Genomic DNA, 25448 nt, shown 5'->3' on the forward strand with positions numbered 1-25448 from the left:
GCTGGTGGGGGAGGGGGAGCGGGTAGTGCACATGGCTCGCGACTCCCCGCGCGGCGAGGTGTTCCCGCAGTGCATCACGCTCGTCGGCGAGCAGCGAATAGACGTAGAAACAACGCCCGTTGCGGCCCGGCGGCGGTGGTGTCACACCGTGGTCGCGCAAGGGAGTGAAGCGTTCGGTGTAATAGTCGGCGATACGGGCCCGGCGCTCCAGCCGCTCGGGGAAGCCGGGGAGCCGGTGCAGCTGGAAGGCCGCGAGCACTTCGTCGAACCGGCTGTTGTAGCCGGTGCGCCCGTAGATGAACCGCGCGTCCTGACCGTGGTTCCGCAACGACCGGACCGTCCGCCCGAGTGCGGGGTCCATGGTGACGACGGCCCCGCCCTCTCCGGCGGTGCCGAAGGTCTTGACCTGGACGAACGAGAACACGCCGGCGTCACCCCACATACCGGCGGGAACACCGTCGAGCATCCCGCCCTGCGCCACCGCCGAGTCCTCGACCAGCCGTACCCCATGGCGCCGCGCGATCTCCCGCATCCGGGGCATGTCCGCCATCACCGAGAACATATGGGCGGGCATGAGGGCCCTGGTCCGGTCGGTGACGGCCTGTTCCACCCGCTCGGGGTCGGCCACCATGGTCAGTGGATCGATGTCGGCGAACACCGGCGTCGCCCCGAGATTGGCCACGGTGTTGGCCAGCGGAGCGCAGCCGTAGGCCGGTACCACCACCTCGTCGCCCGGCCCCACGTCCATCGCGTGCAGTACCAGTGTCAGTGCCGAAGTGCCGCTGGAGCAGGCCACGACATCGGCGGCGCCCAGCGAGGTACGCAGGACCTCCTCGAAGCGGGCGGTGCGTTCCCCGAGGATGAACTTCTGCTCCGGCGCCGTGCCGATCTCATGGATGAGATCGAGCAGTACCTCCCGGTCGGCGTCGAAGGCGTCCGTGGCGAAGAAGGGGATCGTCGTCACACCGTCCTCCCCGTGAAGAAGCGGCGGACGATCCCGCACACCGAGTCGATGTCATCGGTGCTCAGGTCCGGGTGGAACGGGAGGGCCAGGGTGCGTTCGCAGGCCGCCTCGGCGTGCGGGAAGTCGCCGCGCCGGTAGCCGAGACCGGCGAAGCACGCCTGGAGGTGGAGCGGGACCGGGTAGTACGTCTCGGTGCCCACGCCGTGTTCGGCCAGGTATCCGGCCAGGTCGTCGCGGTGCTCGGCCTCGATCAGGTAGACGTAGTAGACCGGGTTGGTGGCGGTGTCCCGGGGCACCGGTGTCGGCAGCCGCAGGACGCCGGGTATTCCGGACAGCCGTTGGGTGTAGGCGGCGGCGAGTTCGCCCCGCCGGGCGATGTCCTGGTCCAGCCGCGTCAGCTTGGCGAGGAGGACGGCCGCCTGGATGTCGTCCATCTTGCTGTTGACGCCGTTGTCCACGGTCCGGTTCGAGATGCCGGGGAAGTGGGCCAGCGTCCGGCCGTACCGTCCGTGGTGGCGCAACGCGGCGATTCTCTCGGCCAGTTCGGGATCGTCGGTCAGTACGGCGCCGGCGTCGCCGATGGCGCCGAGTGTCTTGGTGGGGAAGAACGACAGCACCCCGCCGGCTCCCAGCAGACCGGCGTGCACTCCGCCCCACCGCATGCCGATGGCCTCGGCGCTGTCCTCCACCACGGTCAGGCCGTGGCGGTGGGCGACGGCCGGCAGTGCACTCATGTCGGCCATCTGGTGGAACAGGTGGACGGGCATGATCATCCGCGTACGCGGTGTCACGGCGTGGGCCGCGGACTGCGGGTCCATGCCGTATCCGACCGGGTCGATATCGGCGAAGACCGGGCGGCCGCCGGCCAGTACGACGGCGGACGCCGACGCCACAAAGGTGAATGCCGGCACGATGACCTCGTCGCCGGGCTCCAGGCCGCATGCGCGCAACAGCAGTACCAGTGCGTCGGTACCGCTGTTCACCCCGACCGCGTATCGCGCACCCGTCCACCGCGCCAAGGCATTTTCGAACAGTGCGACCTGCCGGCCGTGCGAATACTTTCCGTCGTCGATGACGTCGTTCACCCGCGACCGGATGTCCGGCCACAGGTCCTCAAAGGTCTTGGCCTGGCTGAAGAAAGGCACCGGCTGGAATGGCCGGACTGTTGTGCCACACCTCTGATCGAAAGATATATCGCGCATGTTTCCTCTCACGAGGTGGCCGAGGATGCGGCAACCGTCGAACAGGGGGAGGGGAGAAGCGGTGTGCCCGGCCGGATGAGGTCCGCCGGCGCCCCGGGACGCCGGCGGACCGTCCGCGGTCAGATGAGCGAGACGTCCAGCTCGCCGGAGTGGAACTTGTGCACCGCGTTGATGAGTTCTTCCACCGACAGCTGACCGTTGTTGTTCGTGTCGAGGCGCCGGAAAGCCTCTTCGGCCTTGGACTCGTCGCCGCCGGCGACCTTGATCCAGGTGCGGAACTCCTCGCGGCTCACCTGCCCGTCACCATCGGTGTCGGCCAGGTCGAGGATCGCCTGGATCGTGGGGCGCAGCACCTTCTCGAAGCCGGACTTCCCCTGGTCGAGCATCTGCTTCCCAGAGGCGTTCTTGAACTGTTCAAAGTCCACCGAGTCGCCGGACTTGACCCCGGCCTGGCTGGCCAGGTTGTCCCACATCCCCAGGTAGGCCGAGCGGAGGGCCTGCCCCTTCTGGCTGTCGGCGGGCTGGTTGAACGCGCGCAGGAGACGCTCCACTTCGCTTTCCCAGTCGCTGCGCTCGATACGGCCGTCGTTGTCCCGGTCCCACAGCTCGAAACGACGACGCAGCCGCTGTTCCTGCACGTTGGTGGGCATGGCTGTTCCCCTCTTCCTTGGTTGGCGTAAATACCGTGGCGACAATTGGTAGAGAGAGAAAGCTGGTAACGCTGTTGTTCTTTGCTGAGTAAAAGACGGCCGGCCCGCATCTCGAAACAGAAATATCCGAGGCGTCTTCCGCTGAGCGTGCCCGGGGCGTCAATCACCAAATGTGCGATCAACGTACTTGTCGCCCTCGCGCTTCGTCAACGGTGGTCCGCCCAACGGGATACCTCCAGTGCAAGCTGACGGGTAAAAATCGCCAAGCAGTTCGGTCCCGACCGGGCGTAGAAAGGTGTACGCCCGGGGTGCGCCACGCCGGCCCGTACCGCGTTCACCTGGCACGATTCATCGGCGTCAAGGCGTCGTGCGGATCATGGGGAATCAGGAAGTCCGGTCGGCGGCGCCGCACTTCCGGCCCGTACTCGGCATTTTTTGGTCAGCATTACCTTTGGTCAATGATTTTTTCGTAGTGCCTCCCGGGTTTTCCTGTGCATCGAGGTGGGGCAGATGGAGAAGCGGCAATGAAAGAAGGCTCATGTGTGCTCCGGTCCTTTTCCGGAACCGAACGACGCCGAAGGAGGACACGAACCGTGTTGCGCACGCTGATCGTCGGCCTGGGGCGGGCGGGCCTGGGCCTGCACGTCCCCGTACTGCTCAAGGCACGGGCGCAGGCTCCCGGTACGTTCGCCGACCGGCCGGTGGTGGCGGTCGACCCCCGTGCCGCGCCCACCGGCCGTCCGCGGCAGGACCTCGTGATGGCCGACTCCTTACGGCAGGCCCGGGAGCTGCTCGACCCGGCACACACGGTCGTGCATGTCTGCACCCCGCCGTCGGTGCGTGCCGAGGTGCTCCGCGACGTCGCCCTGCTCGGCTTCTCCAAGGTGGTGGTGGAGAAGCCGCTCGCCACTGACCGGGAGGCGCTCCGGCGTGTCCTGGCCGTGGTGCGGGACCACGACCTGTCCCTGTCGGTGGTCGCGCCCTGGCTCCACAGCACACTGACCGAACGGCTCGTCGCGTTGGTCGAGGGCGGCGGGCTGGGTACGGTGCGTACGGTCTCCGTGGCGCAGCACAAGCCCCGCTTCCGCCGTTCACTCGCCAACAGCGGCCACGCCTCGGCCTTCGATGTGGAGGTGCCGCATTCCCTGGGTGTCCTCCTCCGGCTGCTGGGCGACGCGGAGGTGCGGGAGGCGTCCTGCAGCGACCTGTCCGTGGGGGACAGTGCGGTGCCCCGCATGGGCGGCGCCCGGCTGGCACTGCGGCACCACGGGGGAGCCCGGAGCGAGATCGTCTCCGACCTGACTGCACCGGTGCGACAGCGGCGGATCACGCTCGACATGACCGGGGGAACCGTCGTCGGCCACTACCCGGTCGGCCAGGACGACGACTTCGCCCAGCTGGAGACGGTCCACGCCGGCCGGACAACGCACGAGGTATTCGAGGACGACGCGCTCACGTCCTTCATCGTGGGTGCGTACCGAGGCTACGCGGGCGGACCGGGCGGCGATGACCTGTGGCCCCATGTACGCACCGCTGAACTACTCGACGAAGCGAAGCAGTTGGCCGTGATCAACGTCGGCCGTGAGGAGTCGCTCACTCATGTCAGCTGACGCATTTTCAGTAACGGACGGCCGGCTCCCCGGCATCCGGTACGCCGGGATCGGCGACGAGGCGGCGCCGGACCTGCCCGGACAGCTCGAAGCGCTGCGCCGGCTGGGCTGGCCGTCGATCGAGCTGCGCACGGTGGACGGCACCGCCATCGCGGACCTGAACGACCATGCGTTCGCCCGGCTGGCCGGCGGGCTGGACGCCGCCGGAGTCGACGTGGTCTGCGTCGACTCCCGCATCGCCAACTGGGCCCGCCCGATCACCGGCCGCTTCGAGGACGATCTGGACGAACTGCGGATCCTCGCCCGGCGCTGCGCCACCCTGGGCACCCGGTACATCAGAGTGATGTCCTACCCCAACGCGGGACTGAGCGAAGCCGATTGGGGCCGACGGGCACTACGCCGAATGACCAACCTGGTCCATGAGGCCGAGCAGCACGGCCTGGTCCTGTTGCACGAGAACTGCAGCGGCTGGGCAGGTACCCGCGCCGACCGGATGCTCGACCTCCTCCAGCACGTCGACAACCCCGCCCTGCGGCTGCTGTTCGACATCGGCAACGGAGTGCCGTACGGCTACGACGCCCGCGCAGTGCTCGATGCCGTCATCGGGCACGTCGCCCACGTACACGTCAAGGACGCCCGCCCGAGGGCGGGGGACCAGGTCGACTACACACTGCCCGGAGACGGGGAGTCCGGCGTACGGGAGTGTCTGACGGCGCTGCTCCGCCACGGCTACACCGGAGCCTGGTCGATCGAACCGCACACCCATCTGCGCCCGCACGACGATCACAACGCCACCGACGACGACGGCATCGCGGCGTTCGTCCGCTACGGCCGGTCGCTGGAACGGCTCGTACAGAGCGTACAGCAGGAGGTCACCGCCGCGTCGGTGGTCACCGCCGACGACGGGGGCGCCCGTGCCTGACCACACGCGTCCCGCGCGACTGACCCGGACTGACCAAGAGCTGCTCCTGCACCTGCTCGACACCCCCACGGCCGGCCCGCTGGAAACCGGCGGCGACGGCCCCGCCGTACAACTGTGGGAGGCGGGCCGGGCATACGCGGCGGCCGCCGGAACCCTGGGCTTCACGGTGGTACGCCACGCACCCGCCGACCCGGCGGTGCTGGACCGCGACGACGTTCCCGAGACCGTGCGGGAGGCCGCGGCGCGCGATCCCGGATTCCTGGCGTGTCAGCCCAGCCTCGTACTCCGCCTGGGCCCCCAACTGCCGCAAGACGCAACGCTGATGTTCAACGTCCACCTCGACACCGTGGCCGGCTGGTGGCCGGCCCGCTTCGACGGCACCCGCTTCAGCGGCCGGGGCGCCATCGACGCCAAGGGCCCGGCGGTCGCCCTGCTGGCCGGTGTCCGGGCCGCCCTCGCGGCGGAGCCCGCCCTCGGTACGCGGGTCGGCGTCGTCATCCAGGCGGTCGCCGGCGAGGAGGGCGGCGCCATGGGGGCGTTCGGCACCCGGCCGCTGGTCGAGCAGGGCTTCACCGGCCGGCTGAACCTGTTCTGCGAGCCCACCGGCCACCGCTACCTGCCGCGCACCACGGCATCGATGACGGCCGGGGTGCACGTCCGGGGCGAGGACGCGGTGGACGACCAGCCCGAGGCCGGTCACAACGCGACCGTACTGCTGGGACACCTCAGCAGCCACCTGGCCCGCACCCTGCCCCCGCGAATCGCCGACGGCCGGGTGTGCGTGGCAGGTGTACACACCGGCCAACGGCACAACCGCGTCTACGGCACCGGGCAGCTGCTGCTCAACATCTCCTACGGCTCCCCGGCCGCCGGCCGGGCCGCCGAGGCCGCGCTCCAGCAGTCGTTGCGCGAGGCCCTCGCCGACTTCACCTCCCGGGCCGCCGGCACGCCCGACCTCGCGCGGACGGTGGCCGACGCCGCGGCGATCACCTCCCTGCGGTGGTACAAGCGCGGACTGCCCGCCCTGGAGGACCCGGGCCGCACACCATGGGCCGAAACACTGCTGGCGGACCACGCGGGACTGACCCGCTGGCCGGCCGACGAACCGCCCTTCACCTGCGACGCGATCTGGATGAACGGCGTCCCCGATACGTACACCGCCGTACTCGGCCCCGGACATCTGGGCGCCAACCGCGCGCACGCCGACGGCGAGTACGCCGACGCCGCGGAGCTCGACAGGTACGCCGACGACATCGCCCGCGTGCTCATCGGCTTCACCCGCCACGCCCTCCGGGGCACGGACGTCCACGTCGCCCGGGACACCGACGGTCACACCGTCCGGGACACGGACGTCCGCGTCGTCCAGGACACGGACGGTCACATCGTCCGGGACGCCAACGGTTCCGAGGACGACCACGCGCAACCAGCGGCCGCGCGCCGGCCCGACGCCGAGGAGACCACCACCGCATGACCCACTCGATCCACCCCACCACCGACGCGCGTCCGGACAACACGACCGACGACAACACCCTGCGGGTGCCGTACCAGGACCTCCTCGCCTTCGTCACCGACGTCTTCGGCACCAGGGGACTGCCGGACGCCCGGGCGCGTGCCGCTGCCGAGGCGTTGTGCCACGGCGATCTCACCGGCTTCACGAGCCACGGCATCGCCAACCTCACCCGGCTCTACCTGCCCATGCTCGACGCCGGCCGGTGCGACCCGCGGGCGCAACCCCGCGTCCTCGCGGACCGGGGTGCCTCGGTGCTCCTCGACGCGCGGCGGGGCCTCGGCCTGTGGGCGGCCTCCGACGCCATGGACCTGGCGGTCGAGCGGGCCCGCCAGTACGGCGTCGGCATGGTCTCGGTCCGCGGCGCCACCCACTTCGGCTGCGCCGGATACCACGCCCTGCGCGCCGTCGACCACCACATGGTGGGCCTGGTCACCGCCAACTGCGGCTGGCAGCAGCTCACCCGGCCCGTCGGCGGCCGCGCCCCGATGCTCGGCACGAACCCACTCGCCCTCGCGGCCCCGGCCGGTGACCATCCGCCGTTCGTCCTGGACATGAGTACCACGGTGGTTCCGACCGGCAAGGTGCGCGAGGCGGCGCGCGCCGGGCGCGAGGTGCCGGCCGGCTGGCTGGCGGACGACCACGGCGCGCCGGTCACCGACCCGGCCGCCTTCGACCGTGGCGAGGCACACCTGCGCTGGCTCGGCGGCGACCCGGACACCGGCGCGTACAAGGGCTTCGGGCTGGGCCTTTTGGTGGAGATACTCTCCGCGCTCGTTCCGGGAGCGGGCCTGGGCCCGCACCCGGAGACCGGGGAGCAGCCGAACGGCCGGGACGACGACATCGGTTACTTGACGATGGCGATCGCGCCGGGCCGGCTCCGGCCCGAGGCGGACTTCCGCACCGAGGCCACCGGCATGTTCGGCGCCCTGCTGGACTGCCCGCCGGTCCGCCCCGACGAGCCGGTGCGCTACCCCGGCTGGCCGGAGGACGCCCGTTCCCGCGACCGCCGGGCGAACGGTGTCCCGCTCACAGGGGCGTTGTACGAGGAGATGCTCGACCTGGCCCGGACCAGCCATCTCCGCTTCCCGGCGCCGATGGGGAACTCCCGTGCGGGAGGCGCGGCATGACCGTACCCCGTATCGGCCTGATCGGTCTCGGTGTCATCTCGCGCTTCTACCTGTCCGCACTGGCCCGCGAGGCGGGCGCCGAGTTGGCCGCGGTGTGCGACCCGGACGAGACCAGACTCGCCGCTGCACCGCCCGGAGTGCCGCGCTACCGGAGCCACCAGGAGTTGTTGCGTCACGCGGATGTGGACGCCGTGGTGGTCAACGTCCCCAACGATGTGCACTACCCCGTGTGCCGCGACGCGCTGGCGGCCGGCCGCGCGGTGTGCGTGGAGAAACCGCTCACCACGAAGCTGAGCGACGCCCGGCACCTCGCACGGCTCTCCTCCGACGTCGGCGTGCCACTGTTCACCTCCTTCCACCGGCGCTACAACACCGAGGTGAACGCCCTCCTCCAACGGCTCCCCTCCCACGCTCCCCTCACCTCTCTGACGGTGCGTTATGAGGAGACGATCGAAGAACACGCAGGCCAGGACCGTTGGTACCTCGACCCCGACCGCTGCGGAGGCGGCTGCGTCGCCGACAACGGACCCAACGCCTTCGACCTGGTACGCCTCTTCCTCGGCGACACCCGGGTCACCGGGGCCGCCGTACGCCGCGACGCACACGGCGTGGACCGGCAGGCGACCGTACTGCTGGGCGCCGCGTCCGGCGCGGTGGCACGGGTCGAACTCGACTGGTCCTACCCGGGGGAACGCAAGACGGTCGAGGTGCGGCTGGCCGATGGCACCGTCGACAGCGCCGACATGCTCGCGGGCCACCCGGAATTCAAGGGCTCACTGTGGCACGAGTACGTGGGCGTACTGCGCGACTTCACCGACGCACTGGCCCGGCCGCGCACCACTGACGTGCGCCCCCATGGCCCGGACGGCCTCGCCGCCCTGGAGCTGGTGGCCGACACCTACGCACACGAACGCGCCGACCGTTCCCCCTCAGGACAGGAGGCAGCCCGCCCATGACACAAGACGAGGACGGGCCCAAGCGCACGGTCCACGGGCAGCTCGTGAAGATACTCACCCACCGGCGGGAGGACCGGGGCATGGCCCTGGAGCCGTTCGCCGGCCGGTGCGTCCGCCGTGGCGAGGTGCATGAACTGGTGACTACCGACCACACCGAAACGGCCACCGGGGCCCGCATCGACCGGGTCGGATTCCTGGGCTTTCTGGAGATCGGCTGCGCCGGCGTCATCGACCGCGGCGACGAGGTCTGGACGGAAGGCCGTCACATCGGAACGGTCCTGGGATTCGACGCCTGCCACTTCCCGAACCACTACAACATCCTGATCCACACCCCCGAACTCCGCACGGGGCCCCAACTGGGCCTCGCACCGGAAATGGTGGTGCGCTTCGCACAAGGCTGAGGGGAGTACCTGGCTGGCAGTACCTGGCTGAGGGGAGCGCCCCTGTCGCGCGGTGATCAAAAACCTCGGGCCCGGTGGATGACATCCACCGGGCCCGGGAATCAGTAGCGGGGACAGGATTTGAACCTGCGACCTCTGGGTTATGAGCCCAGCGAGCTACCGAGCTGCTCCACCCCGCGTCGACAACCGCAACACTACGCGTCCCGGGCCCACACACCTAATCGGCGCCCCCCGGGCCTCGGTCCGAGGCAGAAGACACGCCCTAGCCCGCCGGCAGCATCGCGACCGCCACCACCGCGAGCAGCCCGATGTAGGACCACGCATAGATGCGGTCCGGTATCCGCGGCGGGCGCCTGCGCAGTAGCGCGATCACCGGCAGGGCCCCCAGCAGCAGTGCCGCGGCGGCGCCGGGGTCGACCAGACCCACCAGGTGCACCTGCGCGTCCGCGCCGGCCGGGAGCGCGTAGCCGCCCAGGGAGATCATGGCGGCCGGGAGCGCGATGGCGAGGGTGAGGGGGTTGGCCAGCGCGGTCGCCACATGCATCGTGTGCCCGGCCCGCCGCATCGCGGGGACGGTCAGTACGCTGCCGCCCACGCCGAGGAAGGCGGCGACCGCGCCGACGGGCGCGCCGAAGACGGCCGGCAGCGGCCGCGGCGCGTCGGTGGGCGCCTCGATCCGGGTGCGCGGGCGGAGGAAGCCGGGGCGCAGCAGCAGATCGACGATGGTCAGCGTGACGTACGCGATGAATGCCCAGCGGGCGAGCGCGGGCGGGGCGACGCGCGTGGCGAGCGCACCGGCCGCGGCGCCGGCCGCCAGCAGGAGGAGGAGCGCGCCGCTGCCGCGGAGGGCGACGAGTACCCGCCGCGGCGTGACCGCGGTCGCGAACCCGGCGTTCACCACCATCACCAGGGCCGAGGTGGCCGTCGCGACCCGCATCGCGTCCGCGCCGAGCGCGGCATCCGCCCACACCACCACCGGGACCGCGACGAATCCACCGCCGAACCCGAACAACACGGTCGTCACCCCGGTGAGGAGCCCGATCCCGATCAATGCCATAACGTCCACAGGATCCAGTCCACCAGCGCCGCCGGCCTTCCCGCATGCGAAAGTCGGCTCACTTCTTTCGCGTCCCGGCCAGCACGACGGCAGTACGCCGACCCGTACATCGGCCAGTACGCCGACCCGTACATGGGCCCGTACATCGGCCCTTACGGTGGCCGGGTGAAGAACGTCCCCCTGGATACCGTCGACCACGTCGACCGGGCCGTCCTGCCGATCGGTACCGACTACCCGTCCGGCCACGTACTGGACTGGCACGAGCACCGGCGCGCGCAGTTCCTCTACGGCGCCACCGGGGTCATGGTCGTCGACACCGACGAGGGCAGTTGGACCGTGCCGCCCGAGCGCGCCGTCCTGATTCCCGCCGCCACCCCGCACCGGGTGCGCATGCTGGGAGTGAGCACCCGCAGCCTCTACATCGAGCCGGACGCCGTCCCCTGGTGGCCCGCCACCTGTACGGTCGTGGACGTACCGCCGCTGCTGCGCGAACTGCTCCTGGCTGCCGTCGAGTTCGCGGCCGACTACAGCCTCTCCGGACGGGAGGGGCACATCGCGGCGCTCCTCCTGCACGAGATCGCCGCGCGCACCCCGCTCCCCTTCCACGTCGGGATTCCCGCCTCCGCCGATCTCGCGGCGCTCTGCCGCGCGTATCTGGCCGCCCCGGACGCCGGTGTCACCAACGCCACGTGGGCCGCGCGGACGGCCATGAGCGAGCGGGCCTTCACCCGGCGCTTCCGCGCGGAGACCGGCGACAGTCCGGCCGTCTGGCGGGCCCGCGCCCGGCTGCTCGCAGCCGTACCGATGCTGCGCACCGCGCCGGTCACCGAGGTCGCCGGCCGGCTCGGCTACGCCTCGCCCGCCGCCTTCACCGCCGCTTTCACCCGCGCCTTCGGCGCACCCCCGTCCCGCTTCACCACGAGGCTCCCACCGCGCACCGTCTCACTCAGCTGACGGCAGCGCCGAACCACTTCCGTAGCCGTCCGCGCAGCTCCTGCTGATCGTCACCGACCCACGCCACATGGCCGTCCGGCCGCAGCAGTACCGCGGGCACGTCCAGCTCCTCGCAGACGTCACTGCCATTGGTGTCGTCGCTGCCGTCGCTGACGTCGACGACGTGGTCGACCCGGTCCGCCCAGCCCGCCACCGACAGCCGGCCGGTCCGGTCGAGCAGCAGCCCGCGGCCGCCGTGCATCCGCTCGTAGAGGCGGCCCCGCTTCAGCTCCACGTCCCGCATCCGCCGGCCGAGCAGTTCATGCCCCTCGCCGAAGTCGTAGCGGACCCCGATCGCGGTGATCTTCTCGATCAGGTACCGGTTCACGTCCTCGAAGTCCATCAGTTCCGCGATCAGCCGGCGTACTGACTGGGGGCCCGGCTCGGTGGACATCAGCTCGATCTGCGCGCGGGTGTTGTTCAGTACGTCGGCGGCCACCGGGTGCCGTTCGCTCTGGTAGCTGTCCAGCAGCCCTTCCGGTGCCCAGCCGTTCACCGCGGCGGCCAGCTTCCAGCCGAGGTTGAACGCGTCCTGAAGGCCGAGATTGAGCCCCTGCCCGCCGGTCGGCGGGTGGATGTGTGCCGCGTCGCCGGCCAGCAGCACCCGGCCGCTCCGGTAGCGCTCGGCCTGCCGGGTGGCGTCGCCGAAGCGGGAGAGCCAGCGCGGTGAGTGCATGCCGAAGTCGGTGCCGGCGAGCTTCCGTACCTGCTGCCGCAGTTCGTCCAGGGTCGGCGGGACCGTGCGGTCCTCGGCCACCCCTTCGGCGGGCGCGACGAGACGGTACACCCCGTCCCCGAGCGGCACGGCGCCGAACCGCTTCTGGGTCTTGCGTACTTCGGCCATCACGGCGGCCAGCGTCTCGGGCTCCGCGGTCAACTCCACCTCGCCCAGCAGCGTTTCGACCCTGCTGGGCTCGCCGGGGAAACCGATGCCGAGCAGCTTGCGCACCGTGCTGCGGCCACCGTCGCAGCCGACGAGGTAGCGCGAGCGCAGCCGCGTGCGGTCGGCCAGTTCGACGGTCACCCCGTCGTCGCTCTGGCTCAGCCCGACCACTTCGCAGCCGCGCCGGATCTCGACGCCGAGTTCGGTGGCGTGCTCGGTCAACAGTCGCTCGGTGACTGTCTGCGGGATACCGAGTACATACGGATGCGTGGTGTCCAGCCCGTCCGGCCACGGCTTGTCGATGCCGGCGAAGAAACCGCCGACCTTGTACTGCTGACCGAGCGCGAGGAACCGCTCCAGCAGACCGCGCTGGTCCATCACCTCCAGGCTGCGCACATGGAGGCCGAGCGCGCGGACCACCTTGGTCGGCTCCGCCTCCTTCTCCAGTACGCACACATGCACGCCGTGCAGCCGCAACTCGGCGGCCAGCATCATGCCGGTCGGTCCGCCGCCGGCAATGATCACGTCAATCAACACAAACCCCGTTTTCCGCAGATTCCGGCTGTGACCGGTGATTCTGCGGCATGACCGGGGCCTTGCGGCAAGCCCCCCACCGTGTTATACGTTGTAAAGGGTAAGAGGTGGGCAACCTTCTTGCCCTTTGCCGTGCTCAGCGGAAGCGGCCGGGCCGGAATGCCGCGAGCAGTGGGCTGCGCTCCCCGGTGGTGATCTCCTCGGCCAGCAGTTCGCCGGCGATCAGGGCGAGGGTCGCGCCGCTGTGGGTGAAGGCCACGAACAGGCCCGCCACCTCGTCGAGTTCACCGAGTACCGGCTCGCCGTCCCCCGGGATCGGCTTCCGGCCCACGCCGAAGGAATCCAGTTCCAGGCGCGGATGGCCGGCCAGGACGGCCGACGCCTCGCGCAGCAGCTTCTCCGCAGTGGCGTCCTTGACCTCGTAGCTGCCGTCCGCATGGGCGATCACCTCGGCCGCCGTCGCGTCGGAGTCCATCACCAGCGCACCGTCCGGAGTGGGCCGCAGTGCCACGCGCGGGGTGTTCAGCGTGGCGCGCAGGGTCGTGCCGAAGGGTGTGGTGCGCACGAGCAGCGCCTTCGACGTCGCGTCCGGGATCTCCACGCCGTACTGCCGCACCATGCCCGGCACGTCGGCCCCCGTGGCCAGCAGGACGGCATCGACGTCGATGCGCTCGCCGGCGCCCGTCCGTACGGCGGCCACGCGGTCCCCCTCGACGACGGCGGAGGCGGGCCCGGCGCCGGTGAGGATCCGGCCGCCGGCCGCGGTGAGGTCATCGGCGAGCCGCCGGACGAGCGGGACGAGGTCCACCCAGCCCTCACCCGGGTTGAAGATCGCGCCTTCGTCGGGGATCGCGTCCGGGTCCACCCCGGGCGTCCACCGGGCGACTTGGTCGCGGCTCAGCCACTCGGCGTCGTACCCGTTGTGCCGCATGTGCGCGAACGCCGCCCGGTGCGAGTCGGCCGCGCCGGGTGCCGCCCAGGTCAGCCCGCCGTCGAACTTCAGGTAGGCGGAGCAGGGGACGCGGGTGGCGAACGTGCGGTACCGGTCCATGCCGAGCAGCCGGAGCCGGTGGTACGCCTCGGAGCGCCTGCCGCCGAAGGAGTTGAGCCAGGACAGCGACCGGCCCGACGCACCGTCGGCCAGTTCGCCTTCGGTGACCAGGACGACATCCGCCCCGCGGCGGGCGAGCTGCGCAGCGGTCGACACCCCGATGACTCCACCGCCCAGGACGGCGACGCGGGGACGGGAAGGCGAAGTGCGCATGGAAGAAGACCCTTTCCTGTGCGTGAGAACGTTCTCACGCTCCGACTGTGGGAACGTTCTCACGGTGCCTTTGGAGCGTCAAGACGCGACGGCCCGGCGGCCGCTCACGAGGAGCGGGCCGCCGGGCCGCGCGGGTGGTGCCGGGTCAGGTTTCGTCGCGGTCCGTCAGCGAGTCCTTGATCCCCCGGCCCTGGCCCTTGGCGTCGTCCATGGCGTTCTTCGCCTTGCCCTTGGCCTCGTCGGCCCGGCCCTCGCCCTTCGTCCGGCTGTCGCCGGTGGCCTTGCCGGCCATCCGCTTGGCCTTGCCCTTGAGCTTGTCCATGGCGCCCTTGTCACCCATGCCGGAACTCCTTCGTCTGATTCGGCGGGACGGCAACCACGCTGCCCCACCCCTCGCCGGCCCGCACTCCGGAGAGGGCCGGGCCGGTGCGGTCACCGGTGGCTGGACTCGTGCAACCCACCCCCATCTGGTCCTGTCCCGCCGGTCGTCCAGCGGGCAGCATGTCGGAAATTCCATACCGATCAGCAGGCGCCGGCCTGCGTCAGGTGGTGACCGCTCGATGCCCGAGGTACCCCGTACCGCCGATCCATTCACAGCCGCCGATCTGGTCCTGCTCAACGGCACGGTCCGCACGATGGACCGGGCCGGTACGACCCGTACCGCACTCGCCGCGCGCGGCGGACGGGTGCTCGCCGTGGACGACGACGCCGCGGTGCGCGGACTCATCGGGCCGCGCACCCGAGTACTGGACCTCCAGGGCCGCTGCGCGGTGCCGGGGTTCATCGAGACCCACAACCACCCCACCTTCTTCGGGCTGACGCTCGCCGCGGACGTCGACGCGGGCAGCCCGCCCAACAGCACCATCGCCGACGTCGCCGCCCGGGTGGAACAGGCCGCCGCCGACGCCGAGCCGGGCACCTGGGTGCGCGGCTACCGGTACGACGACACGCTGCTCGCCGACGACCGGCACCCCACCCGCGCCGACCTCGACCCGGTGTCAAGGGACCGGCCGGTCTGCCTCCAGCACGTCTCCGGCCACTTCTGTGTACTGAATACAGCGGGGCTGCGACTGCTCGGCATCGACCGGAACACCCCCGACCCGGTGGGCGGTGCGATCCACCGGGACGCGGCGGGCGAGCCGGACGGGGTGCTCGCGGAGACCGCCGCGTTCGCCGCGTACGCCGCCATGCCCAAGCCGGAGACCGCCGACCTCGCCGAGGCGATCGGGCTGGCCGGCGACGCCTATCTGGCGGCCGGCGTCACCACCGTCCACGACACCGGCCTCGGGCTGGTCGGCGGGCCCGCGGAACTCGACGCGTACCGGCTGGCGCGCCGCAAGGGACGGCTGCGCAACCGCGTCCGGGCGTACCTCGTACAGGACCTCTTCCCCGGCCTTTCGCGCGGCGAGCTCAGCCCCGTGGAGGCGGGCGTCGCCGGGCTCGGCGACGACCTCTTCCGGGTGGCCGGCGTGAAGCTGTGGGCCGACGGCTCGCTGCAGGGGCTGACCGGCTGCGTCTCGGAGGGGTACGCCTGCGCGCCGGACAAGAACGGGCTGCTGATCTTCCCGCAGGACGACCTCAGCAGGCGGGTGGCCACGCTGCACGAGGCGGGCTGGCAGGTCGCGATCCACGGCAACGGGGACGGGGCGATCCAGGCGATCCTGGAGGCGTACGCGAAGCTCGGCCTCGACCCGCTGGAGGGCGACCGGCGGCACCGTATCGAGCACTGCCAGATGGTCAGCGAGCGGCAGCTGGACCAGATGGCGGCGGCGGGCATCCTCGCGTCGTTCTTCATCAAGCACGTCTACTACTGGGGCGACCGGCACCGGGACCGGTTCCTCGGCCCCGAGCGGGCGCGCCGCATCGACCCGCTCGCCTCCGCGGTCAAGCACGGCGTGACGTTCGGCCTGCACTCGGACACGCCGGTGGTCCCCGTACCGCCGCTGGAGGGCATCTGGTGCGCGGTGCGCCGGACGACCCGCGACGGCCACGAGCTGGGGCCCGAGCAGCGGGTGGACGTGGACACGGCGCTGCGCGGCTACACCAGCCAGGCCGCCCACCTCGGCTTCGAGGAGCGGGAGAAGGGCAGCCTGGAGCCGGGGAAGCTGGCGGACATCGCGGTGCTCTCCGCGGACCCGGGCACCGTCGCGCCGGACGCGGTGCGGGCGCTCCAGGTGGACGCGACGGTCATCGGCGGCGAGGTCGTATGGGGCGGCGCCGGGCTGGATGCCGGGCGTGCGGCTGCGGTCGGGGGAGGGGACGGCCGGTGAGCGGCGCGCGCAAGAGCCTCGGCATCGGACTCGGGCTGCCGGTCCTGGCGATCCTCGTCGTCATGCCGCTGCTCGCGGACACGGACGTGTACCTCCTCGGCATCCCGCTGCTGTGGGCGTGGATGTTCGCCTGGTTCCCGCTCACCAGCCTGTGCCTGTGGGTGGCCTGGCGGATCGACGAACCGCGGTACCGGGACGACGAGCGCAGCGACGAGGAGGCGGCAAGATGACCGCGGCGATCTTCTTCGGCGTCATGGCGGTCTCCGTCCTGGTCGCCTTCAGCGCCCGGCGCGGGATGAAGAACATGTCGATCGGGGAGTACCTCGTCGGCGGCCGCTCCTTCCCGCCCTGGCTGCTGTACTTCCTCGCGGTCGGCGAGATCTACAGCATCGGCACCATGATCGGCTTCCCGGCGGGCATCTACGCGGGCGGCGCGAGCTACGGCATCTGGTTCCTCGGCTACATCCTGCTGGCCTATCCGCTGGGGTACTACATCGCGCCGCTGATCTGGCGGGCCGGCGTGCGGTACGACGCGATGACCATCCCCGACGTCTTCGGGCGGCACTTCCGCAGCCGCAGCCTGGAACTGGTCACCGCGGGCGCGCTGCTGCTCGCGCTGGTCCCGTGGGGGCAGTACCAGTTCATCGGCATGCAGGTCGTGCTGCAGGCGCTCGGACTGCCGATCAGCCCTGTGCAGTCGGTGATCCTGGCGGGCGTGATCGCCTTCCTCTACCTGGCCGTCTCCGGGGTCCGCTCGCCCGCCTTCGTTGCGATCCTGAAGGACGTGCTGATGGTGCTGGGCATCGTCGTGGCCGGAGTGGTGGCGGTGACGGCGGGCGGCGGCCCGGCGGAGGTCTTCGGCCCGCATTCCGTGCCGCGCGCGCAGATGACGATGAGCGGATCGCCGATGGTCTTCGCGCTCACCACCATCGTCTTCCAGAGCGTCACCTTCTACCTGGGCTTCTCCGCCGCATACATCTTCACCGCCAAGTCCGAGCGGGCGATCAAGTCCTCGACGGTGTGGATGCCGGTCTACATGCTGATGTATCCGTTCCTGGTCGCCACCGCCTACTTCGCCTTCGCCGACCGGCCGGACGTCAAGGACCCCAACACGGTCTTCATGGCGGTCGTCCAGGACCGGCTGCCGGACTGGCTGGTGGGCGTGGTGGCCGCGGGCGCGGGCCTGTCGGGCGTCCTGGTACTGGCCGTCACCGCGCTGACCATCGGCGGCATCGTCTCCCGCAACCTCGCACCGAACATCCGCCCCGAGGCGCAGCGCCGCACCACCACGGCGGTCGTCGCGGTCTTCCTGGTCGCCGCCGCGGTGCTCACCCTCACCGCCTCGACGCTGATGCTGACGGTGCTCAACCTGACGTACTACCTGCTCGGCCAGCTCGTACCGGGCTGGCTCGCACTGATGTTCTTCCGGCGGGTGCAGCCGTGGGCGGTATCGGCGGGGATGCTCGGCGGGATCGCGGCGTCCATCGTGCTGTACGTGACCGACCCCGGGCTGGGCGGCATCAACGCCGGCCTCATCGCGGTGGGCTTCAACTGCGTACTGATGTTCGGGCTGAGCCGGCTGCGCCCCGGGCCCGCCACCGAGCCGGTGTCGGTGCACCCCCGGGTGACGTCCACTCAGGGCGTCCCCTCGGACACCCGCTAGGCCGGGCGCGCGACCCTGCGGCAGGAGGGAGGCAGCAGTGTTAGAAATTGGATATGGCGGGTCATCGTCGGATTCATCACCCTTTGCGGGCAGGGTCGCGTTCCCTGCTGAATCCGCGCAGCCTCGCCGGCCAGGTCTTCATCCTCCAAGTGGTCATCGTGGTGCTGCTGGTGGTGGCCGCGGTCTCGGCCCTGGCCCTCCAGGCCAAACGGGACGGCAACGACGCGGCCGAGCACCGCTCGCTGTCCGTGGCCGAGACCTTCGCGGCCTCCCCCGCCGTGGCCAGGGCCATGGACGGCCCGGACCCCACGGCGGAACTGCAGCCGCGCGCCGAAGCCGTGCGCAAACGGGCCGATGTGGACTACATCGTCGTCTTCGACCTGGACGGCATCCGGGTGACCCACCCCGACCGGAAGCTGATCGGCAAACACGTGGTCGGCGCCTTCGGCGCGGCCCTGGCGGCCGCCCGCAAGGGACAGCCGTTCACGGAGGTCATCCCCGGCGGCCCCCTGGGGGACGCCGTGGACACCACCGCACCCATCACCCGCTCCGACGGCTCCCTCGTGGGCATGGTCTCGGCCGGCATCACCCTGGAGCGCGCGGAGAACACCCTGGACCGCCAGATGCCGGTGCTGCTCGGCGCCGCCGCGCTGGGCCTGGGGCTGGCCGCCGGCGGTACGGCCCTGGTGACCCGGCGGCTCCGCCGCCAGACGCACGGCCTGGGCCAGGCCGAGATGACCCGGATGTACGAGCACCACGACGCGGTCCTGCACGCCGTGCGGGAAGGCGTGGTGATCCTCGGCGGCGACGGGCGGCTGCTGCTGGTCAACGATGAGGCGCGGCGCCTCCTGGAGCTGCCCGACGGCCTCGACGGGCGGGCCGTCGACGAGGTCGGCCTGCCCGACCGGCTGGTGGAGCTGATGCGCTCCGAGCGGTCGACCACCGACGAGGTGCACCACGTGGGCCAGCGGCTGCTGGCCGTCAATGTACGGTCGACCGCCCGCGGGGGCGGACCGCGCGGCAGCGTCACCACGCTCCGCGACACCACCGAGCTCGCCGCCCTGACCGGCCGCGCCGAGGTCGCCGGGGAGCGGCTGAAGCTGCTGTACGAGTCGGGCGTGCGGATCGGCACGACGCTGGACGTGGTGCGCACGGCGGAGGAGCTGGCGGAGGTCGCGGTGCCGCGGTTCGCCGACATCGTCACCGTCGACCTGCTGGACGCGGTGACAGAGGGGGGCGAGCCGTCGGTGCACGCCGGGTGGCGGATGCGGCGGACGGCGACCAGGGGCGGACCGGGCGAGCCCGGCCTGTACCCCATCGGCGAGCTGATCCACTTCGTGTCGACCACCCCTCAGGTACGGGCCCTGAACGAAGGCCGCGCGGCGCTCGTGGCCGACCTGACGCGGACGGACGAGTGGTCCGACCAGGACCGGGCCCGGGGCGCCGCGTTGCTGGAGGCCGGCGTGCACTCCCTGGTGACGGTGCCGCTGCGGGCCCGCGGCGTGGTGCTGGGCATGGTCAACTTCTGGCGGATGGAGGCGTCCCCGCCGTTCCAGGAGGAGGACCTCTCCTTCGCCGAGGAGGTCAGCGCACGGGCCGCGGTCTGCATCGACAACGCCCGGCGCTACGCGCGCGAGCACGCGATGGCCGTGACCCTCCAGCGCAGCCTGCTGCCCCGCGGCCTCCCGGAGCAGGACGCGCTGGACGTGGCCTGGCGGTATCTGCCGGCCCAGGCGGGCGTGGGCGGCGACTGGTTCGACGTCATTCCGCTGCCGGGCGCCCGGGTGGCGCTGGTGGTGGGCGACGTGGTGGGGCACGGGCTGCACGCCGCGGCGACGATGGGGCGGCTGCGGACCGCGGTGCACAACTTCTCCTCGCTGGACCTGCCGGTGGACGAACTGCTCGGCCATCTGGACGAGCTGGTCACCCGTATCGACAGCGAGGAGGACAGCGAGGGCGCCCGCGGCTGGGAAGGCGTGACGGGTGCGACCTGCCTGTATGCGATCTACGACTCGGTGAGCGGGGTATGCACGGTGGCCACGGCGGGCCACCCCGGCCCCGCCCTGATGGGCCCGGACGGCACGGTCACCTACCCGGACGTGCCGCCCTCCCCGCCGCTGGGGCTGGGCGGCCACCCCTTCGAGACCACCGAACTGCGGCTGACCGAGGGCTCGTCCCTGGTGCTGTTCACGGACGGCCTGGTCGAGGACCGCGGACGCGACATCGACGTGGGCCTGAGCATGCTGGCCGGGGCGCTGGAAGGCGCCGCGGGCCGCAGCCCGGAGGAGATGTGCCAGGCCGCCGTCGACGCGATGGTGCCCGAACGCCCGTCCGACGACATCGCGCTGGTGGTCGCCCGCACCCGGCTGCTCGCGCCGACGAAGGTCGCGGACTGGGAGGTGGCCCCGGACCCGGCGGAGGTGGGCCGGCTGCGCGCCGAGTGCGGGGCACAGCTGGCGGAGTGGGGCCTGTCGGACATCGGCTTCAGCACGGAGCTGATCCTCAGCGAACTGATCACGAACGCAATCCGGTACGGCGCGCCGCCGGTCCGGCTGCGGCTGCTCCGCGACCGCTGCCTGATCTGCGAGGTGGCGGACAGCAGCAGCACGGCCCCGCACCTGCGCCGGGCGACGAGCACGGACGAGGGCGGCCGCGGGCTGTTCCTCGTCGCGCACCTGTCGCAGCGGTGGGGGACCCGGTACACCCCCGGCGGCAAGGTCATCTGGACCGAACAGCAGCTCTCGGGGGCCAGCGCGGCGGCCATCGAGACGCCGGCCGATGTGCTGCTGGATCAGTTCGACGACACCGGGTTCTGACCCCGCGGGAACTCAGAGGTGCAGCCGGTCGCCGCCCGCCAGGATCGCGGCCGCCAGCGCCTCGGCCGGGCGGCTCGCCGGCGCGTCCGGACGGCCGTGCACCAGGACGAAGTCCACGCCGCCGAGGTCCGGCAGGCCCGCCCGGGCCCCCACCCGGACCAGCCCCGGCGGGATCATGCCGAGCGAGTGCGCCATCACGCCGAGCCCCGCACGGGTCGCCGCGATCAGCCCGTTGAGGCTGCCGCTCGTACAGGCGATGCGCCACTCGCGGCCCTGCGCCTCCAGCGCTTGGAGCGCGCGGGCCCGGGTCAGCGCAGGCTGCGGGAAGAGCACCAGCGGCACCGGCCGCTGCGGGTCCAGCCGAAGCCGCTCGCTGCCGATCCACACCAGCTTGTCCCGCCAGATCAGCCGCCCGCGCCCGTCCTCCGGGCGCCGCTTGGCCAGTACGAGATCCAGCCGCCCGGCCGCCAGCCGCTCGTGCAGCGTCCCCGACAGCTCGACCGTCAGCTCCAGGTCGACCTCCGGATGGTCCCGGCGGAACCCCTCCAGCACCTCCGGCAGCCGGGTCAGTACGAAGTCCTCGGACGCGCCGAACCGCAGCCGGCCGCGCAGCCGCGTCCCCGCGAAGAAGTCCGTGGCCCGCTCGTTGGCCTCCAGGATCGTGCGCGCGAAGCCGAGCATCGCCTCGCCGTCCTCGGTCAGCTCCACCCCATGGGTGTCCCGCGCGAACAGCCGGCGCCCGGCCGCCGCCTCCAGCTTCCGCACGTGCTGGCTGACGGTCGACTGCTGCACGCCGAGGCGCTGCGCGGCCTGCGTGAAACTCAGTGTCTGTGCCACGGCCAGGAAGGTCCGCAGCTGTACGGGATCGAACACGCCCCGACCCTACCTCCGCCCATCACGTTCCGACATGGCAGTGACTACGGTAAGAGGGCTTCCCGATTGCCGCGAACAGGCGCACTCTGGAGAGGGCACCGTCCATGCCCCGGGGCATTCGGCATACCGCATGCTGAGCACCGCATGCTGAGCACCGCATGCTGAGCACCGCATGCTGATCACCGTGTACGGCACGCTGCATGCTGCACATTGCATACGGCACACCGCATGCCCCCGCCCGAGCCGCCGACCGATAGAGAGACCATGCGCCGCCCTCAGCTGAAGATCCCCTCCTGGCTCCCCGTGGACGGATACATCCTGGCGCTCGTCGGCACGGTCGTGCTGGCGGCGCTGCTGCCCGCCAGAGGCCCCGTGGCCACCGGAGCGGAGGGCGCCTCGACCGGCGCCGTCGCCCTGCTCTTCTTCCTCTACGGCGCCCGGCTCTCCACCCGGGAGGCGATGGACGGACTGCGCCACTGGCGCCTGCACCTCACGGTCCTGGCGTTCACCTTCGCCGTCTTCCCGCTGCTGGGCCTGGCGGCGCGCGGCCTCGTGCCGTACGTGCTGACGCCCCAGCTCTACACCGGGCTGCTCTTCCTGTGCCTGGTGCCCTCCACGATCCAGTCCTCGATCGCCTTCACCTCGCTCGCGCGCGGCAACGTCGCGGCGGCGATCTGCGCCGGCTCCTTCTCCAGCCTGGTCGGCATCGTCATCACGCCGCTGCTGGCGGCGCTGCTGCTGGGCGGCGACGGCGGCGGCTTCTCCGCCGACTCGCTGCTCTCGATCGTCTTCCAGCTGCTGGTGCCGTTCCTCGCCGGACAGCTGCTGCGCCGCTGGATCTCGGGCTTCCTGACCCGGTACAAGAAGGTCCTCGGCTATGTCGACCGCGGCTCGATCCTGCTCGTCGTCTACACCGCCTTCAGCGCCGGCATGGTGCAGGGCATCTGGGGCCGGGTCTCCTTCTGGAGGCTGGTGGAACTGGTGGCCGTCGAGGCCGTACTGCTCGCCGTGATGCTGACCCTGACCACGTACGGAGCACGGAAGCTGGGCTTCCCGCGCGCCGACCGTGTCGCGATCACCTTCGCGGGCTCGAAGAAGAGCCTGGCGGCCGGGCTGCCGATGGCCAGCGTGCTGTTCGGCGCGCAGGCCAGCCTGGCGGTGCTGCCCCTGATGCTCTTCCACCAGATGCAGCTGATGGTCTGTGCGGTGATCGCCAAGCGGTACGCGCGCCGGGCCGAGGCGGCGGAGGCGGCAGGGGCCGGTGAGCAGGCGGCGGACGGCGGCTCCGGTGCCGTGTCGGCCGCCGGCCCGGTGGGAGCCCGCCGCTAGGGTGCCTGCATGACGGGCCATCACGTCCTCACCTGGGACGTCACCGCGAGCAAGGGCATCGAGACCGCGTGGATCGACCTCGGCGAGCGGACGCTGTCCGCGCACGGCCGGGCGGTGGGCACCGTACCGGAGGCGTACTGGATCACCTACGAGCTGGAAACCGGCGAGGACTTCGTGACGCGGCGGCTGCGGGTACGCGCCGAGAGCGCGGCCGGCAGCCGCGAGCTGGATCTGCGCCGCGACGACAAGGGCCGGTGGACCGCGGGCGGCGAGCCGCTGGCGGGCCTGGAGGACGCGCTCGACTGCGACCTCGGGCTGTGCCCGCTCACCAACACCATGCCGCTGTTGCGCCACGGTCTGCACCGCTCGCCAGGGGAACGCGAGTTCGTGATGGCGTGGGTGTCGGTGCCGGAGCTGGCCGTACAGCCCTCACCGCAGCGGTACGAGCACCTCGCCCGCACGGAGGAAGGCGCCCGGGTGCGGTACACCTCGGGCACCTTCCAGCGCGACCTGGAGTGCGACGGGGACGGCCTGATCGTCGACTATCCGGACCTGGCGCACCGCACCCAGACCCGCTGACCGGCCGTCCCCGCCCCACCTCCTCGTCAGTCCCCGCGCACCTGGTCCAGCGGCAGCCGGAGCACGGCCGGCGCCGCGGCCGGCGCGTTCTGCTCCCGTACCGCGGCCAGCTCACGGTCGCTCAGGGCGCGCCCGTAGACGCGTAGCTCGTCCAGCGCTCCCGTGAAGTGCGCGCGAGCGTCCGGCTTCTGGCCGAGGTGCACCCCGAACGTGTCGTTCCGGCTGACCGAACCGGGCACATCGGCCACCGAGGCGGTGTGCATACCGTCCACAGTGAGCGATAGCCGGTCGCCCGACCGGCGCAGCGCGAGATGGTGCCAGCGCCCGTCGTTGGCCGCGCCGGCCACGGCGGCCTGCGCGGACTTCGCGGGTCCGGCGCCCGCGAGCGCCGTGAGGTCCGCCGTGAGCCGGTTCTTCGCGGGGTCGGCGCGCAGCGCCACCTGCGGCGCCCTGCTGCCCACGCCGCCCATCCACAGCAACGGCTGCTCGCCGCTCTTCGCCTCGTACCGGAACCAGAGGCTGGCCGTGAAGTCGCGTTCGCCCAGCGGCAGCGACGAGCGGAACGGCAGCCGTACCGCGTCGTCCTTGCCGTCGAACACCAGGGCCCGCCCGAAGCGGCCGTCGGCCGTACGGGCGCCGCCCAGCACGGCGGCCGGCCGGGCACCGGCCCCGCCGTCCGGCGTCGTCGGGTCCGGCCCGCGGCGCGGCCCGAGCCAGTCCTCGGTGAACCGTGCGAAGCGGATCTCGTCCCGCGCGTCCACCGCGCCGCCCTCGTAGAGCAGCCCGACCTCGCCGGGCTTGATGTTCGTCATGTCCGAGTAGCCGGACCAGTCGGTGGTGATCCGGGCACCCCGGTCCGCACCCTCCCACGTGCGGCCCTCGTCGTAGGAGGAGCGGATCATCATGGTGCGCCGCCGGTCGGGGTCGGCGGGCGCGGCGAACAGCAGCCTGCTGTAGCCGTCGGCGGCCCGCGACCGCAGCCGCAGCACCGAGCCCTGGACCATGGGCGAGTACAGGTCGGGAATGGCCCGGAACGGCGCGGCGAAGGACCGGCCGCCGTCCCGGCTGACCGCCGCCGTGCGGTGCCCCAGGTCCGTACCGTCCTGCTCCCGCCCGTTGACGTGGATGCCGCCGTCGGCGCGCTCCACGAGCGTCATCTCGGACGGCTTCTGACGGAACGTTCCGTCCGGTGCGGTTGGCCAGGTGTCGACCGCGCCGGTGTGCCACTTGGTGCCGCCGTCGTCGCTGTACATGAGGGCGGCGTGGTTGGCCGTTATGCGGCCGCCCCCGTAGCTCTCGGCGTTGACGGCGTAGACCAGGCGCCCGGCATACCGTCCGTGGGTGAGCTGGATACCGTGTACAGGTCCGGTCGCGTACCAGGAGTTCCACGACGGCGGCCGGAGCGCGGACGTCATGTCCCGGGGCTTGGACCAGGTACGGCCGTCGTCGTCGCTGTACTGCAGGTGCGGCTTGCGGTCGCACGGTATATCGCAGTTACGGCCGTCGTCGCGGCCCTTGTTGTAGGTCTCGGCGAGGACCACGCGGCCGGTCCGGCGGTCGACGACCGGCGCAGGATTGCCGTGCGTGTCACCGCCGCCCTCGTTGACGACCTGGAGCGGGCCCCAGGTGCGGCCACCGTCGGTGGACCGTTTCAGCACGAGGTCTATGTCGCCGGCGTCCCCGCAGTCGTTCACCCGGCCCTCGGCGAAGGCGAGGAGGGTGCCGCGCGGGGTCGTGACGATCGCGGGGATACGGAAGCAGGCGTAGCCCTTTTCCTGGGCGGCCTTGAAGAGCACCTGCTGGGCGAGGCCGGCCGGGGCCGCCTCGGTGGGGGGTTGGGCGTGT

General features: G+C 71.6%; 22 protein-coding genes and 1 tRNA gene. 13 read left to right on the forward strand and 10 right to left on the reverse strand.

What is annotated here, in order from left to right:
• From CCS38_RS31890 to CCS38_RS31900, 3 genes are all read right to left on the reverse strand, one after another.
• A partial coding sequence (locus CCS38_RS31890) for a DegT/DnrJ/EryC1/StrS family aminotransferase (protein ID WP_223736802.1) occupies positions 1–964 on the reverse strand: 964 nt, incomplete at its 3' end.
• Complete coding sequence (locus CCS38_RS31895) at positions 961–2109, reverse strand: DegT/DnrJ/EryC1/StrS family aminotransferase (protein WP_308050904.1); 1149 nt, start codon at positions 2107–2109, stop codon at positions 961–963. The genes CCS38_RS31890 and CCS38_RS31895, both read right to left, overlap by 4 nt.
• 176 nt (positions 2110–2285) lie before the next feature.
• The gene (locus CCS38_RS31900) at positions 2286–2816 is read right to left on the reverse strand and encodes an EF-hand domain-containing protein (protein ID WP_223736804.1); all 531 of its coding nucleotides are present in this window, start codon (positions 2814–2816) and stop codon (positions 2286–2288) included.
• 593 nt (positions 2817–3409) lie between these two features.
• Between CCS38_RS31900 and CCS38_RS31905 the strand changes: the two genes are divergently transcribed.
• The 6 genes from CCS38_RS31905 to CCS38_RS31930 are packed head-to-tail and all read left to right on the forward strand — an operon-like array spanning position 3410 to position 9342.
• Entirely contained in the window at positions 3410–4426 is a 1017-nt protein-coding gene (locus CCS38_RS31905; protein ID WP_223736805.1) for a Gfo/Idh/MocA family protein, read from the forward strand.
• Entirely contained in the window at positions 4416–5348 is a 933-nt protein-coding gene (locus CCS38_RS31910) for a sugar phosphate isomerase/epimerase family protein (RefSeq protein ID WP_223736806.1), read from the forward strand. The genes CCS38_RS31905 and CCS38_RS31910 overlap by 11 nt, the downstream gene beginning before the upstream one ends.
• Positions 5341–6819, forward strand: a complete 1479-nt coding sequence (locus CCS38_RS31915; RefSeq protein ID WP_223736807.1) for a M20/M25/M40 family metallo-hydrolase — start codon at positions 5341–5343, stop codon at positions 6817–6819. Before CCS38_RS31910 ends, CCS38_RS31915 begins: the two co-directional genes overlap by 8 nt.
• A complete protein-coding gene (locus CCS38_RS31920) occupies positions 6816–7985 on the forward strand; it encodes an Ldh family oxidoreductase (RefSeq protein ID WP_223736808.1) in 1170 nt (389 codons plus the stop codon). Before CCS38_RS31915 ends, CCS38_RS31920 begins: the two co-directional genes overlap by 4 nt.
• On the forward strand, positions 7982–8941 hold the full coding sequence (locus CCS38_RS31925; protein WP_223736809.1) for a Gfo/Idh/MocA family protein: 960 nt from the start codon (positions 7982–7984) through the stop codon (positions 8939–8941). Before CCS38_RS31920 ends, CCS38_RS31925 begins: the two co-directional genes overlap by 4 nt.
• Entirely contained in the window at positions 8938–9342 is a 405-nt protein-coding gene (locus tag CCS38_RS31930; protein ID WP_223736810.1) for a DUF6917 domain-containing protein, read from the forward strand. The genes CCS38_RS31925 and CCS38_RS31930 overlap by 4 nt, the downstream gene beginning before the upstream one ends.
• A 105-nt stretch (positions 9343–9447) precedes the next feature.
• On the opposite strand, the gene CCS38_RS31935 is transcribed toward CCS38_RS31930, so the two are convergent.
• Together CCS38_RS31935 and CCS38_RS31940 are read right to left on the reverse strand one after the other, a co-directional pair.
• Positions 9448–9521 (reverse strand) — tRNA-Met (locus tag CCS38_RS31935).
• Positions 9522–9604: 83 nt separating this feature from the next.
• Positions 9605–10408 carry a sulfite exporter TauE/SafE family protein gene (locus CCS38_RS31940; RefSeq protein ID WP_223736811.1) on the reverse strand — a complete coding sequence of 268 codons (804 nt, stop codon included), beginning with the start codon at positions 10406–10408 and terminating at the stop codon, positions 9605–9607.
• A gap of 156 nt (positions 10409–10564) precedes the next feature.
• Between CCS38_RS31940 and CCS38_RS31945 the strand changes: the two genes are divergently transcribed.
• Positions 10565–11353, forward strand: coding sequence for an AraC family transcriptional regulator (locus CCS38_RS31945; protein WP_223736812.1), 789 nt, complete (start codon positions 10565–10567; stop codon positions 11351–11353).
• On the opposite strand, the gene rox is transcribed toward CCS38_RS31945, so the two are convergent.
• From rox to CCS38_RS31960, 3 genes are all read right to left on the reverse strand, one after another.
• Positions 11346–12809: a rifampin monooxygenase gene (gene rox / locus CCS38_RS31950; RefSeq protein ID WP_223736823.1), complete on the reverse strand. Its 1464-nt coding sequence runs from the start codon at positions 12807–12809 to the stop codon at positions 11346–11348. The two genes, CCS38_RS31945 and rox, sit on opposite strands and share 8 nt — an antisense overlap.
• A 136-nt stretch (positions 12810–12945) precedes the next feature.
• Positions 12946–14073, reverse strand: coding sequence for an NAD(P)/FAD-dependent oxidoreductase (locus CCS38_RS31955; protein WP_223736813.1), 1128 nt, complete (start codon positions 14071–14073; stop codon positions 12946–12948).
• A gap of 145 nt (positions 14074–14218) precedes the next feature.
• Entirely contained in the window at positions 14219–14413 is a 195-nt protein-coding gene (locus CCS38_RS31960; protein ID WP_223736814.1) for a CsbD family protein, read from the reverse strand.
• A gap of 220 nt (positions 14414–14633) precedes the next feature.
• On the opposite strand from CCS38_RS31960, the gene CCS38_RS31965 reads away from it, so the two are divergent.
• The 4 genes from CCS38_RS31965 to CCS38_RS31980 are packed head-to-tail and all read left to right on the forward strand — an operon-like array spanning position 14634 to position 20822.
• On the forward strand, positions 14634–16343 hold the full coding sequence (locus CCS38_RS31965) for an amidohydrolase (protein WP_223736815.1): 1710 nt from the start codon (positions 14634–14636) through the stop codon (positions 16341–16343).
• Positions 16340–16573 carry a DUF3311 domain-containing protein gene (locus CCS38_RS31970; protein WP_223736816.1) on the forward strand — a complete coding sequence of 78 codons (234 nt, stop codon included), beginning with the start codon at positions 16340–16342 and terminating at the stop codon, positions 16571–16573. The genes CCS38_RS31965 and CCS38_RS31970 overlap by 4 nt, the downstream gene beginning before the upstream one ends.
• The gene (locus tag CCS38_RS31975; RefSeq protein WP_223736817.1) at positions 16570–18006 is read left to right on the forward strand and encodes a sodium:solute symporter family protein; all 1437 of its coding nucleotides are present in this window, start codon (positions 16570–16572) and stop codon (positions 18004–18006) included. Before CCS38_RS31970 ends, CCS38_RS31975 begins: the two co-directional genes overlap by 4 nt.
• A 53-nt stretch (positions 18007–18059) precedes the next feature.
• A complete protein-coding gene (locus tag CCS38_RS31980) occupies positions 18060–20822 on the forward strand; it encodes a SpoIIE family protein phosphatase (protein ID WP_372457181.1) in 2763 nt (920 codons plus the stop codon).
• A gap of 12 nt (positions 20823–20834) precedes the next feature.
• On the opposite strand, the gene CCS38_RS31985 is transcribed toward CCS38_RS31980, so the two are convergent.
• Complete coding sequence (locus CCS38_RS31985) at positions 20835–21695, reverse strand: LysR substrate-binding domain-containing protein (protein WP_223736819.1); 861 nt, start codon at positions 21693–21695, stop codon at positions 20835–20837.
• Between the two features lie 264 nt (positions 21696–21959).
• On the opposite strand from CCS38_RS31985, the gene CCS38_RS31990 reads away from it, so the two are divergent.
• Both CCS38_RS31990 and CCS38_RS31995 read left to right on the forward strand, forming a co-directional pair.
• Positions 21960–23024 (forward strand): bile acid:sodium symporter family protein, encoded by a 1065-nt coding sequence (locus CCS38_RS31990; protein ID WP_223736820.1) that lies wholly within the window; start codon positions 21960–21962, stop codon positions 23022–23024.
• A 9-nt stretch (positions 23025–23033) separates the two neighbouring features.
• The gene (locus tag CCS38_RS31995) at positions 23034–23603 is read left to right on the forward strand and encodes a putative glycolipid-binding domain-containing protein (protein WP_223736821.1); all 570 of its coding nucleotides are present in this window, start codon (positions 23034–23036) and stop codon (positions 23601–23603) included.
• A 26-nt stretch (positions 23604–23629) separates the two neighbouring features.
• Here CCS38_RS31995 and CCS38_RS32000 read toward each other — a convergent pair.
• Positions 23630–25448 (reverse strand): sialidase family protein (locus tag CCS38_RS32000; protein WP_223736822.1); only part of this gene is annotated, 1819 nt, incomplete at its 5' end.

It is taken from the genome of Streptomyces purpurogeneiscleroticus (assembly GCF_020024005.1).
GTDB lineage: Bacteria > Actinomycetota > Actinomycetes > Streptomycetales > Streptomycetaceae > Streptomyces > Streptomyces purpurogeneiscleroticus.